Consider the following 12,250-nt stretch of genomic DNA (forward strand, 5'->3'; position numbering starts at 1 on the left):
ACGATGAACAGTGCGAACGAATTCCCGATGCAGGCCGGTGTGCGCTGCAGTGTGCGTCTTTATTGACTTGAGCCAGTGTCGAGGCTGTTTTTCTCCTTATAGTCCGGGCTGCTACGCGTTTCGATATTCACCCGTGCCGGACCTCCCATGCGCTTATTCATCCTTGTTCTGCTCAGTTGCCTCGCTCCTTTCGTCCACGCCAGCGAGGAGGCGATGGAGCGCTTCCGATACCTGATGGACGATACCGCGCGGCGTGAACAGGCCTATGCAGCCGGCCAGGAACGCATGCTGTTCTGCGGCTATTGCCATGGGGAGAACGGCAACAGCAAGCGTCCACATATTCCCAACCTGGCCTCGCAGAATCCGGTCTACTTGTTCCACTCGTTCGAGAAATTCGCCAACGGCGAGCGCATCGACTTCGTAATGTCGAAGCTGGCGAAGAACCTGACGCTCGAAGACCGCGTCAACATTGCCGTCTATTTCAGCCAGCAGAAGGTCGTGCCCTCCGCAGTTACCGGCGATGCGGCGCAGATCCAGCGTGGCGCGGCGCTGTTCCAGCGTACCTGCACCGGTTGTCACGGCGCCCATGCGCAGGGCCGGGAGACCATACCGCGGCTGGCGGGGCAGCCTGCCGAATACCTCAGCAAGGCGCTGAACCGTTTCCGTACCCAGGACCCGAGCCGAGCCGATTCGGTGATGATCGGCATCGCCGACAAGCTGTCCGAGGCGGACATCGAGGTGCTGGCGGCCTATCTGACGCAGCTGCGACTGAGCGAGGAACAGGAGCAGCAGGCCAATGCGCAACTGCTCGGCACGAACGTGCCCTGAGGCCCTGCCTCGCTGATCGGTCAGTAGCTCTTGTAGGGCAGGAACTTGCCGGAGAGCACCACATTGACACGGTCTCCTTTAGGATCCGGTTGGCGCTGAATGTTCATGGAGAAGTCGATGGCGCTCATGATGCCGTCACCGAATTCTTCATGGATCAGTTCCTTGATGGTGCTGCCATAGACGTTGACCAGTTCGTACCAGCGATAGATCAGGGGATCGGTGGGCACCGTGGTCGGCAGTGAGCCTTTATAGGGCACGATCTGCAGCCAGGCCACGGCCTCGTCAGGCAGCTCGAACAGCTTGCCAAGGGTTTCCGCCTGAGCCTTGTCGAAGGCCATCTGGCCCAGGCAGCCGGCTGTCGTCCACTCCTTCGACATGCCCATGGACTCGGCGATATCGCCCCATCTGAGGTTTTTCCGCACCTTGGCGGACACGATCATTTGGGTGACTTGGCTGCGGCAGGAAATCATCGGCGATACCTCTCGAGGTGGACTGGCGAGTCGGACTGGGCGGGCCGCATGCGGCGGCCGGTCTGTCCTGCTTTGCAGAAGCTATGCCAAAGGGGCTGTTCGCTCAGTCGTATTCCGAGGCCTCGTTCTCGCCCAGCAGGCGTCGCTGCCGGGGTGTGGCCGCCCCCAGCACGTCGGGATTGAAATGCCACTGCAAATAGGGCGAGAACTTCTGCGCGACCATGCGCCGGCCGTAGTGCACCTGCAGCAGATAGCGGCTGCGGTCGGCGGTGCGGTTGCGGCTGCCGGCGTGCCAGAGGTCGCTGCGAAACAGCAGGACGTCGCCCGCATCGCAAAGTACCGGCTCCGGCTCACGGCCCTTCCAATCGGTTTCGCCCATGCGCGGTTTACGGCCGGCGCGGTGACTGCCGGGAATCACGCGGGTGGGGCAGAGGTCCGCATCGATCCGGTCGAGATAGATGTGCGCCGTGCAAACCTGCATCGGTAGCCTGAAGGTGGGGTCGGCCAGCAACGCCTCCGGCAATTCCATCGCCAGGTAATCGGCGTGCAACTCACCACCGACGAAGCCCGGATGGCTGCGCCAGGCGGTTTGGCCGATCACATGGCAGTCCGCGCCTAGGCAGGCTTCGACGAGCTCGATGACGCCTGGCAGGTCGAGGTAAAGCAGCCAGAGTGGGTCGCGATTGAAGACGCATTTGTAATGGTCATCCACCAGCCCTTGATAGTCCCAATGGATAGGTTCGAGGCGGTCGATGGCGGCGCGCACCTCGTCGATCTGCCGTGGCTGCAGCACCTCGCGCAACAGCACGTAGCCTTGTTCGTGCATGGCACGCAGCGCGTCGGTGGTGGGTTGGGTTCGTGGCATGGCGGCAGGCTCGGCAGGGCTCAGATTATCGACAGCTTGTTGAAAGCTTGGGTTCGTATGCTGCCGCCGTTCGCGATGACCTGTTGTCGCGGCAGGCGCACGGCCACAAGCGGTGGGCCCGTTTCACCCTTCCTCGTGCGGAACCTGGCGGCGCCGCCACAAGCGACGTCTGCCGGTTTCGTTTTCACTTCGCACCAAGGCCGGTTGCTCAGCCGCCCCCTCCGGTGATCCGCAGGCCGCTCTGGCCGCTACCCTGCCGTTGCACCTGGATCTGCACCGGAATCCGTTCATGCATTTGCGCCACGTGCGAAATCACCGCGACCTTGCGGCCCTGGGCTTGCAGCGAGTCCAGCGCGTCCATGGCGATCTGCAGCGATTCGGGGTCGAGGCTGCCGAAGCCTTCATCGATGAATAGCGATTCGATCTTCAGCTTGCTCGACGCCATCGACGCCAGGCCCAGCGCGAGTGCCAGCGAGACGAGGAAGGTTTCGCCGCCGGACAGCGAATGCACCGAGCGCAGCTCGTCGCCCATCTCGGTGTCCATCACCAGCAATCCCAGCGGACTGCCGCCGCGCTTGAGCCTATAGCGCCTGGCCAGCTGGCGCAGTTGCACGTTGGCATGCTGCACCAGGAGGTCGAGGTTGTAGGCCTGGGCGATCTTGCGGAAGGCCCCGCCGTCGCTGGTTCCGATCAAGGCGGCAATACGCCCCCAGCGCTGGCTTTCGGCGGTCGCGTCGGCGATCTGCTGGAGCAGCGCCTGGCTCTGGTTGCGCCGGCGATCGTCGTCGAGCAGTGCGGCGCGGGTTTCGGTGCTGCGCTGCTCGGCCCTGTCGCAGCTGGCTTGCTGACTACTGAATTGGGTTTCCAGCGTTTCGGCGTCCGGTGGGTTCGTCTGTCCAGACTGGTGTGCCTTCAGCCTCTGCTCGCAGCCGTCGAGGCGCTCGCGACCACGGGCGAGCTGTTCGGTGTTGGCACGCAGACGTTCACGCGCTTCGGCGAGCAGCGTGTCGTCCAGCTGCAATAGCTGCTCCAGGGTTGCATCGTCCAAGTCGGGATGCGCGGCGCGCCAGCTCGCGAGTTCTTCGCTGAGCGTGCTGCGCTCGGCCAGCAGCTCGGCACGGCGCTGAGCGCAATTGTGCTGCTCGCTCGCGAGCCGGGTCAGCTCGAGGCGCGCCTCGTTCAGTTGCCGGTCGATTGCGGCCTGCTGATGACGGGCGAGCTGGATGGCCTTTTCCAATTGCTGCTGCCAGGCCTGGGCGCTGGGCTGTTCGCCGAGGCTTTCGCGCAGGCTCTGGCGACAGGCCTGTTCCCGTGTTTGCAGCTCGGCAAGACGGGTGGTGCAGGCCTTGTGCTGGTCGAGGCGATGCTGTTGTTGTAGCTGCTCGCGCTCCAGTGCTGCCTGGCGCTGCTGTTGTTCGTCTGCCAGCTCGGTCTGCTGCTCGAGCTGCTGGCGTCGGGCCTCGACCTGGCCGTCCAGTTGCATGAACGTATCGGCAGGCGCCTCGCGCCAGCGCGCGAGCAGGGCGGCTGGCATCAGATCGGCGAATTCGGCCAGCTCTTCTTCTAGTCGCGCGTTGTCGCGGGCGATGGCATCGCGCTGCCCGGCCAAGGCCTGGGTGGCCTGAACGCAGGTTTCGCGGGCCCGCTGCGCAGCGTTCAGCAGTTCTTCGCTGCGCTGTTGCAACTTGAGCAGCTCACGTTGACGGCTATTGGCGTGGGCAATGTCGGCCTTGAGCGTGGTCAAACGGCTGTCGAGCCAAGATTGGCGATCCGTTTCCGCCTGGCTCAGCAGGTCGGAATAGCTGGGCAGGGCGCAGAGTTGAGCCTCCAGCTTCGCCAGCTCATCGGCGATTTCCCCCTGTCGCTGACCGTTCTGTTTGATCCCGGTGGAGAGGACGATGTGCTGATCGCGCAGGGCTTGCAGTTTTTCGTCCTGGGCGGCGAGGTGGCGTTGCGCCTGCTCGACTTCGCCCTCATCGTGCTGATCGAGGGCGGCGAGCAGCGCGTCGCCGTCGTGCCAGGGATGCTCGGCGCTGCCGCATACGCTGCACGGCTCGCCCGGTACCAGCGCGGCGCGCAAGGCCTCGACATTGGCGCTACGGGCCAGGCGCTGGCGATCCAGCAGCGCCTGCAAAATCTTCAGCGTCTTCTCCGCTTCGTCGCGCTCGCCGCGCGCCAGCTTGCCGGCCTGGGTGAGGGCATCGAGTTCATCCTGCTGGCGGCCTTGTTCGCTTTGCAGAGCGCGCTGCTGATTGGCCAACTGTTGCTGGCGAGACCATAGGTTGTGCAGGCCTTCAAGTCCGCGCTCGGCCTTGCGGGAGGCTTCGAGTCCAGTCGTCAGTTTGGCAAGCTGCTCGCCGAGGCTCGTTTCACCGCCGATTTGCTTCTGCAGCTCTTCGAGCGCCTGGCGGGCCGTGGTTTGCGCGGCTTCGGCAGCAATGGCGGTGGCTTCCAGCGCCGGCAATTCCTGTCGACCTTGTTGCAACCGAGCCGCAATCTGCACCGCTTGTTGCAGGCGTGGCCGGTAGCCGCTCCAGGCTGCGCACAGCGGTTGCAATTCGGCGCTGCGCATGAGCGATTCGACGAGGGCGCCGAGCTGCGTGGCCGTCTGTTCCTGTTGCTGGCGCAGCTGGGCCAACGTTGTGTCGCCGGCCTGGCTCGCCAGTTCGGCTTGTTCGGCTTGCTCGCGCGCTTCCCGCAGATCGTTGTCGAGGTGGCTCAGGCGTTCTTCTTCACGGCGAGCCCGCGCGAGCCCGGGCTCGGCGGCTTTGTGCTGCTGTTCGGCGGTTTTCAGCGCCTCGGTCGAGGCGCGGCAGGCCTCTTCCAATTGCCCGACGCGGCGCTCCACGTCCGTGTGCTCGCGCTGATGGCGCGCCAGGGTCTCGTCGACCTTGGCCAACAATGGCGCCAGTTCACGTTCACGAATAAAACGATGGCGTTGCGGTGCCAACTGGTCGAACAGCCCGAGAATGCGCCGGGCATCGGCTAGGTTTTGCTGCTCTTTTTCGGCCTCGGCGAGCTGGCGCCGGGCATTGTCGCGCTCGCCTTGCAGACGGGAAAGGTCCTGCAACCATTGGCGCTGTTGCTTGAGCGCTTCGAGCTGCTGTTGCAGGGTCTTGAGTTCGGCCTGTTGTTGCTCATGCAACGCTTCCAGCGCTTGGCGCGCCTCGGGTTCCAGTGGCTGTACGCCGCCGGCCTGTTGTTGCAGCGCAGCCAGCGCTTCGCGGGCGCGCTTGGCCGCTTCGAAGGCAGCTTGGCCCAGGCGGCTGTAGAGCCCTGTGTCAGTGAGCTTTTCCAGCAGGGTACCGCGGTCGTTGTCGTCGGCCTTGAGAAACGCCGAAAACTCGCTCTGGGCCAGCAGCACCGCGCGGGTGAACTGCGCCAGGGTCAGGCCGAGCTTGGCTTCCAGCAGCTCCTTGAATTCACGCTTCTTGCCGCTGGCCAGCAACTGGTCGCGGTCCAGGTCCAGCAGGCTCTGGTTGCTGGCCTGCAGACGACCGTCGACTTTCTCGCGGGCGCGCTTGACCTCCCAGCGGGCGCGGTAGCGATGCTGGTCGACGCCGACGAAATCCACCTCGGCATAGCCACTGGCGCAGCCGCGGCGCAACAGGTTGCGTTCGTCGCCGCTGCCGATCTCGTCGTTGCCGTCAGGCACCTTGCTCAGCAGCGAGGCGCCGTCGAGTCGTGGCGTGCTGCCGAACAGCGCCAGACACAAGGCATCGAGGATGGTGCTCTTGCCCGCGCCGGTGGGCCCGGTGATAGCGAACAGGCCGGCGCTGGCCAAGGGTTCGGCGGTGAAATCGATCACCTGCTCGCCAGCCAGAGAGGCGAGGTTTTTCAGGCGGATGGCGAGGATCTTCATTTGCCGTCTCCTTCGCTGGCGAACTCGACGCTCTGCAGCAGACTGGCGAAATCGTCCAGCGCCTGCTCGTCCGGCGGGTTGCCGAACTGTTCTTCCCAGGCGCGGGCGAAGAGTTCCTGTGGCGTGATCTGGTCGAGGCCGAGCAGGACCTCCGAGTCGGCCTCGCCGCGTTTGCCGGCGTATTCGCTGGCGATGCGCACCAGGCGGCAGGCCTTGCCGGCGAGCGCCACTTCGATGCGCTGGCGCAGGTCGGGCTGAGGCTCGTCGAGCTGCACCCGTACTTCCAGCCAAGGCAGGTTCTCGGTGAACAGGCCCACCGGCGGTAGGGCTTCGAGTTGACTGATCACCTCGGCCAGCGGGGCGCGGCCGATGCGGATCATCGCCACCGCGCGTGGCACCGGCAGGCTTTCAATCCGGCTCAACTGATCGCCATCGAAACTCACCAGCAGCACCTGATGCGGGTAGTTGATCTCGCCGAATGACAGCGGCAACGGCGAGCCGCTGTAGCGAATACGCTCCTGTCCGGCGACCTTCTGCGGCTTGTGCAGGTGACCCAGGGCGACATAGGCGACGGGTTCAGGAAACAGGCTGGCCGGCAGCGCCTCGGCATTGCCGATGACGATGTTGCGTTCCGAATCCTCCGACACTGCGCCACCGGCCATATGCGCGTGGCTCATGGCAATCAGCGCCTGGCCGGGCTGGCGCTGCGCTTCGGCCGCGGCAATCAGGTGCTGGTGCACATGGCGGATGCCGGCCATGTAGTCCTCACCCGCCTCACCGCCGGTAACCTCCGCCGGGCGCAGAAAGGGCAGGGCGAGGCACCAGCCGGCGACCCGGCCCCGGGCATCGTGCAGCGGCACCAGCAAGCGGCCGTGGTCGAGTTGATGGTCAGCCAGCCAGCTGATGCGGCCGATAGCGTGGGCGTTCAGCCGTCGCATCAAGGGACCTGGGAGTTCGATGCGCCCGCCAGAATCGTGGTTGCCGGCGATCATGACGATGTCCAGCTGCGGCAGCTTTTCGTGGGCGCGGACGATGAAATCGTAGAGGCGCTCCTGCGCCTTGAGCGGCGGGTTGACGGTGTCGAAGATATCGCCGGCGATCAGCAGTGCGTCGGGCTGATGGACGATCAGTTGGTCGAGCAGCCAGGCGAGGAACTGCGCATGTTCGTAGTCGCGGTCCTGGCCGTGGAGGGTTTGGCCCAGGTGCCAGTCGGAGGTGTGGATCAGGCGCATACGAGGGGTCTTTTTTCGTTGGAGTCGCGGCGGGGCGCGACTGGATGCGAGGCTGGGCGCAGAATTTGCGAGATGCTTTTGTAGCCGCGAGGGGCGCGCCGAGTCCTTGCTTGCAAGGTCTTTTGGCCTTGGCTTTGTCTTTGGGTTCGCTGAGTGATACCCATTGGCTGGGTTGGCTGGGGCATTGGTTTCGCCCTGCTGGGCGAGTCCCTTTTGGCAGTCGCCGGATGGCCGGCCCCGCCCAAAGGAACCAAAAGGTCTTGCCCCTGCATCCGGGTCTCGCTTCGCGAGACTTCCCTCATTCCATCCGCGCTCCGGGGGCCGGCGTACAAGGGCCATCCATGGCCCATTACGCCTCTCGCGGCATCCATGCCGCTCGCTCCCCTCCGCGCGGATTCCATTCGGCCTCCTGAAAGGGGCGTTCGGCGTCGTCTGACGGCCTGTTCGTCCTCAAATGAGGAAGGCGCTTTGTTGCTGTCGCTGCTGAAAAACTTCCAGACGCCTCGGTCCCGAGTCCCCTTCAGGAGGCCGAGCGTAGGCGTTGCGTAGGGGGACGCGAGGCATGGATGCCGCGAGAGGCGTAATGGGCCAGGGATGGCCCTTCGCGACGCCCCCCGGAGCGGCGCCGGAGGGAGGGAAGTTTTGCGCAGCAAAACCCGGATGCAGGGGTGGCCTTCTTTTTGGTTACTTTTTCTTGGCCACACAAGAAAAAGTAACGCGCCGTGCGAGGCGCAACCTGCAGTGCCGACCGATGAAAGTGCGGCGCCGAACTTCGGTGTCGAAGCCGGTAATGCTGCGCGCCCAAACGCGCCCCTATAAAAAGCCAAGAAGCGATATATCTCCCGGCTCGTTGCCGTCCCCCTCGCAACCGGCCAGACGGGCGAAGATGGACGGATAAACTCGCCTCTATGCACGACGCTGCGCAGCCGAGTCATCAGTACAACCACCCCTTCAACCCCCGCAGATTCCGCACCTGAATCTGCTGCGCCGCCGCATTGGCCTGCACGGTGTTGGGATCGATCTGATACCGCTGCAGCACGTACTGCACCAGCGCACCGCGCGTTTTAATCAGTAACTCACCGTTCTCCATCCCATAATCGGTTGCGATGATCGCCTTCTGTTCCGGCGTCAGGCGCGCATCGGGCTCGATGATCACCTCGACCGGCGTGTTCCAGGCCTCGTCGGTGTCCTGGGTGTTGTCACTTTCATCCATCAGGTCCGGCTCGCCGCGAAAGCGGCTGAGCACGAAGTCGCGGAAGCCGCGGTTCTTCTCGCAGTAGGCGCGCACGTGCCAGCGAGTTCCGGTGAAGACCAGGGTGTGCGGTGCCATCACACGGATTTCGACGTCGGGGTGGGCGAGGGACACGTATTCGGTTTCCAGCCGCAACCCTTCACGGCAGGCTTTCAGAATCGGCCGCAAGACTTCCGGGCGGATGCTGCGGTCAGGCATGTGCAGCACCTCGGTATGCGCGTAGGCCAGCGCCAGGCCTTCGATATGCGGCGCGCGGTCGCGGTTCTGGTCGAGCAGGTGCAGGTAGGCGCCGGCGCTGCCATCGATGAACAGCGGGGTGAACCCCTTGCTTGGCTTGTAGCCCTTCAGATGGCGGTCATATGTAAGGTTTTTCGGCGCATGCTCGTTCAGGTAGGTGTTGATGTCCTTCGAAGCCTGTTGCCGGCTGATGCCGAAACTCTGCATCAGGTGTCCGGTCGTCAGACGACCTTCCCACCAGGCCACCGTCTCGATCAGGCGATAGCGCAGCGCCAGGTCCCAGCGGATCTGGCTGATCGATTGCTTCCTTTTCATGTTCGCCTCATCTGCTGGAAAACTTTACACGCGACTATCGGGTGGCTCGACGTGTCGCACGAAGCTACATATATTCGGGGCGTACATCAAGCGAGCTAAACGAGGACGATGACATCATGAGCCTGTTATTGAACGCGCTGCTGCTTTCCGCGACTGCCTTTGCCGGCATGGGTGTTCTGGCCTGGCTGGCCTACGGCAGAGACGAGGGAAAGTGAACCTGGGCGGACGCGCTCGTTACAGTTTTTTGTCGACCGACGGTCATCCGATGAGTGGTTCGGAATCTCCGAGTGCATTGCCAGGTCTTTGTTTCAGACTCAGCGCACGAGGTCTTCATGAAAACCCTGTCCCGTCACCTTGCCGACAACTTTCCGGCTGACTACAAAACTCGCGTGGAGCCGCAGGACGATGGCTATCTGGTCGTTCGCGTCGGCTACCCCATCAACGGCACCGAAGCCATTCGAATGGTCTCCGGTCGTCAGGTACAGAACGGCCTGTTGGTGGAAACTATCCTGGAAGATATGCGTAACGAGCTGGCGCGCGGCCAGTAAAAACCTCGCCGATCCGTCTGTTCCTGACCCCCTGGTTATTCTTTGCGGCGCGGCTGCGTCGACAAGTGAACGCTTGCCCGCAAACCGCCGAGCGAACTTTGCTCCAACGATAGCCGACCGTTCCAGGCGGCCAGAATATCCCGCACGATGCCAAGCCCCAGTCCGTGTCCTTCGGCGCGCTCGTCGAGGCGAATACCGCGTTCCAGTACCGCTTCGCGTTGGTCTTCTGGAATGCCCGGTCCGTCATCTTCTACCCGAATGAGGTAGCCGCCCGGCGTCTGATCGATGCTCAACAGCACTTCCGAGCGGGCGAATTTGCAGGCGTTGTCCAATAGGTTGCCGAGCAGTTCGAGCATGTCTTCTCGATCCCAGGGCAGGCGGCAATCTTCATGCGTGTGCCAATGCAGATGAAGATCGCGGCGGTGGATCATGTTCAGCGTCTCGAATAACGGCGCGAGTTCTTCGGCGCAATCGAAATAGGCGCCGGGTAGCACGTCGCCGGCCAACCGTGCGCGCCCCAGCTCACGGGCGACGCGTTGCTGGATCTGCTCCAGCTGATCGCGAAGAGCCGCCTGCAACTGCGGATGAGGCTGTAGTTCCTCGTGTCGGATGAGGCTGCCGAGCACCGCCAGTGGCGTTTTCAACGCGTGACCCAGGTTGCCCAAGGCGTGCCGCGAGCGCTTGAGGGTCTCGTCAGTGTGCGCCAGCAGGTGATTGATCTGTTCCACCAACGGCTGCAATTCGAGCGGCGCCTGGATGTCCAGCTGTTGACGCTCGCCTTGCTGCAGCTGAGCGATCTGCTGGCGCGCGCGCTCCAACGGGCGCATGGCGAGCTTAACCGCATAGCGCTGCAGCAGCAGAAACACCAGCAGCGCCAAGCCGACCAGGCCCAGTCCGCCCAGACGAACCTGGGCGAAGCTCTTGAGCACGGGCGTGTAGTCGCGCGCGACGCTGATGACGATGGTCTGCCCGCCGCGCCGGTATTCGGCACGAAAGCTCAGCAGTTGCTGATCCTGCGGGCCTTCGAGGAGGTCGCTGGCCAAACCGTTGGTGGTGGGCCAGGCCGGTTCGGCATCCCACAGCGAGCGGGATCGCCAGCTGCGCGTCGGCAGATCGATGCGAAAATAGTGGCCGGAAAACGCCCGCTGATAGCGAGGATTGAGCCGGTTCGGGTCCAGCTGGAAGCCGTCCGTGCCTTGGACCATGGCGATCAGCAGGCCCTCGGTCTCTTCCCGCAGGTCGATCGCCAGGTTGCGCCGCAGGCCGGCTTCGAATAGCCACAGACTGGTCTGCACCAATAGCAGACCGACCAGCAGCAGGCCTGAAATCAGCCCGAGGCTGAGGCTGCGCTGAATGGACTTCAAGACGCGCCGCCGAAGCGATAACCCTGGCCGCGACGAGTTTCGATCAGCTTGCGACCGAGCTTGCCGCGCAGTCGGTTGACATGCACTTCGATGACGTTGGAGTCGCGCTCGGTTTCGCCGTCATATAGATGTTCGGCCAGCTGGGTCTTCGACAGCAGCTGGCCGGGATGCAGCATGAAGTAGCGCAACAGACGGAACTCGCCGGCGGTCAGTTCGACGTCCTGGCCATCCTGGCTGCAACGCTGGCGCGCTTCGTCCAGGGCCAGCCCGCCGACCTGCAGTAAAGGTTGATTGGCCACGCCGTGGGCGCGCCGCAGCAGCGCCTGGATGCGCAACTGCAGTTCTTCCGGGTGAAAGGGTTTGGTCAGGTAATCGTCGGCACCGGCCTTGAGGCCTTCGATGCGTTCGGCCCAGGAATCACGCGCAGTAAGGACCAGCACCGGCGTGGAAACACCGCGTGCGCGCCAGGCGCGCAAGACCTCCAGCCCCGGCTTGCCAGGCAGGCCGAGGTCCAGAACGATCAGGTCATAGGGCTCGCTGCCGCCCTGGTAATCGGCGTCGCGACCATCGGCCAGCCAATCGGTGGCGTAGCCTTGGCGGCCAAGGCTGGCGATCAGTTCATCGGCCAACGGCACATTGTCTTCGACCAACAACAGGCGCATCAGTCTTCTTCGTCCTTGAGCAGGCGGCCGTCGCGCGCGTCCAATTCAAGTTCGCGGGCGACGCCGTCGGCTGTGAGCAATTCGATTTCATAGACGTAGATCCCATCTTCTTCTTCCAGTTCGGCTTCCAGCAGCCGAGCGCCTGGATAGCGCTCCATGGTGCGCTGCACGAGCGCCTCCAGCGGCATGATCAGCCCTTCGTGGCGTAGCTGCAGGGCTTCGTCCTGATCCAGGTCACGGCCCGCCGCCGGGGTGGCGGCGAGCAGTATGGTCAGGGGAACGCTGAGAAGAGTGGTGGGTCGCATCAATCGTCCTGATGGTCCTTGAGCACTTCGCCGGTCTTGGCGTCGAGCTCCATGTCCCATTGCACACCTTTGTCGTCACGCAGTTCAAGCTGATAGATGTGGCGGCCGTATTCTTCCTCCAGCTCGGTTTCCTCGACAGTGGCGCCCGGATGCTTGGCCAGCGCTGCCTCGTTGAGCTTCTCGAAGGATTGAATGGTGCCGGCATCGCGCAGCTTGAGCGCTTCGTCCGGTCCAAGGTCGCGGGCCATGGCCAGGTTGGCGCCGAGGGCGAGGGTGGCGGCGGTAATCAGGGTAGTCAGTGTTTTCATGG

11 protein-coding genes are annotated in these 12,250 nt (G+C 63.7%); 2 read left to right on the top strand and 9 right to left on the bottom strand.

Annotated features, from left to right (window positions below; translation table 11 throughout):
- Positions 1-147: 147 nt before the first annotated feature.
- Positions 148-828, top strand: coding sequence for a c-type cytochrome (locus tag MCB86_RS07485; protein WP_239610492.1), 681 nt, complete (start codon positions 148-150; stop codon positions 826-828).
- A gap of 20 nt (positions 829-848) precedes the next feature.
- Here the strand turns inward: MCB86_RS07485 and cynS are convergent, their stop codons facing one another.
- The 5 genes from cynS to MCB86_RS07510 all read right to left on the bottom strand — a co-directional run bounded on the left by cynS (position 849) and on the right by MCB86_RS07510 (position 9,061).
- The gene (gene cynS / locus MCB86_RS07490; protein ID WP_045163550.1) at positions 849-1,298 is read right to left on the bottom strand and encodes a cyanase; all 450 of its coding nucleotides are present in this window, start codon (positions 1,296-1,298) and stop codon (positions 849-851) included.
- Between the two features lie 103 nt (positions 1,299-1,401).
- Positions 1,402-2,163 (bottom strand): phytanoyl-CoA dioxygenase family protein, encoded by a 762-nt coding sequence (locus MCB86_RS07495; protein WP_239610493.1) that lies wholly within the window; start codon positions 2,161-2,163, stop codon positions 1,402-1,404.
- 208 nt (positions 2,164-2,371) lie between these two features.
- Complete coding sequence (locus MCB86_RS07500; RefSeq protein WP_239610494.1) at positions 2,372-6,025, bottom strand: AAA family ATPase; 3,654 nt, start codon at positions 6,023-6,025, stop codon at positions 2,372-2,374.
- Positions 6,022-7,257 (bottom strand): exonuclease SbcCD subunit D C-terminal domain-containing protein, encoded by a 1,236-nt coding sequence (locus MCB86_RS07505; RefSeq protein ID WP_239610495.1) that lies wholly within the window; start codon positions 7,255-7,257, stop codon positions 6,022-6,024. Before MCB86_RS07505 ends, MCB86_RS07500 begins: the two co-directional genes overlap by 4 nt.
- 934 nt (positions 7,258-8,191) lie before the next feature.
- Complete coding sequence (locus MCB86_RS07510; RefSeq protein WP_239610496.1) at positions 8,192-9,061, bottom strand: WYL domain-containing protein; 870 nt, start codon at positions 9,059-9,061, stop codon at positions 8,192-8,194.
- 332 nt (positions 9,062-9,393) lie between these two features.
- Here MCB86_RS07510 and MCB86_RS07515 point away from each other — a divergent pair, with 332 nt between their 5' ends.
- A complete protein-coding gene (locus tag MCB86_RS07515) occupies positions 9,394-9,609 on the top strand; it encodes a hypothetical protein (RefSeq protein WP_045163545.1) in 216 nt (71 codons plus the stop codon).
- Between the two features lie 35 nt (positions 9,610-9,644).
- On the opposite strand, the gene MCB86_RS07520 is transcribed toward MCB86_RS07515, so the two are convergent.
- Genes MCB86_RS07520 through MCB86_RS07535 form a run of 4 tightly spaced genes read right to left on the bottom strand, consistent with a single transcriptional unit; the run spans position 9,645 to position 12,248 of the window.
- On the bottom strand, positions 9,645-10,973 hold the full coding sequence (locus tag MCB86_RS07520) for a sensor histidine kinase (protein WP_239610497.1): 1,329 nt from the start codon (positions 10,971-10,973) through the stop codon (positions 9,645-9,647).
- Positions 10,970-11,635, bottom strand: a complete 666-nt coding sequence (locus MCB86_RS07525) for a response regulator transcription factor (protein WP_239610498.1) — start codon at positions 11,633-11,635, stop codon at positions 10,970-10,972. The genes MCB86_RS07520 and MCB86_RS07525 overlap by 4 nt, the downstream gene beginning before the upstream one ends.
- Positions 11,635-11,940 carry a PepSY domain-containing protein gene (locus tag MCB86_RS07530; RefSeq protein ID WP_045163542.1) on the bottom strand — a complete coding sequence of 102 codons (306 nt, stop codon included), beginning with the start codon at positions 11,938-11,940 and terminating at the stop codon, positions 11,635-11,637. The genes MCB86_RS07525 and MCB86_RS07530 overlap by 1 nt, the downstream gene beginning before the upstream one ends.
- Entirely contained in the window at positions 11,940-12,248 is a 309-nt protein-coding gene (locus tag MCB86_RS07535) for a PepSY domain-containing protein (RefSeq protein WP_239610499.1), read from the bottom strand. The genes MCB86_RS07530 and MCB86_RS07535 overlap by 1 nt, the downstream gene beginning before the upstream one ends.
- Between the last annotated feature and the right edge of the window lie 2 nt (positions 12,249-12,250).

This window comes from Pseudomonas sp. KSR10, assembly GCF_022355455.1.
GTDB lineage: Bacteria > Pseudomonadota > Gammaproteobacteria > Pseudomonadales > Pseudomonadaceae > Stutzerimonas > Stutzerimonas stutzeri_E.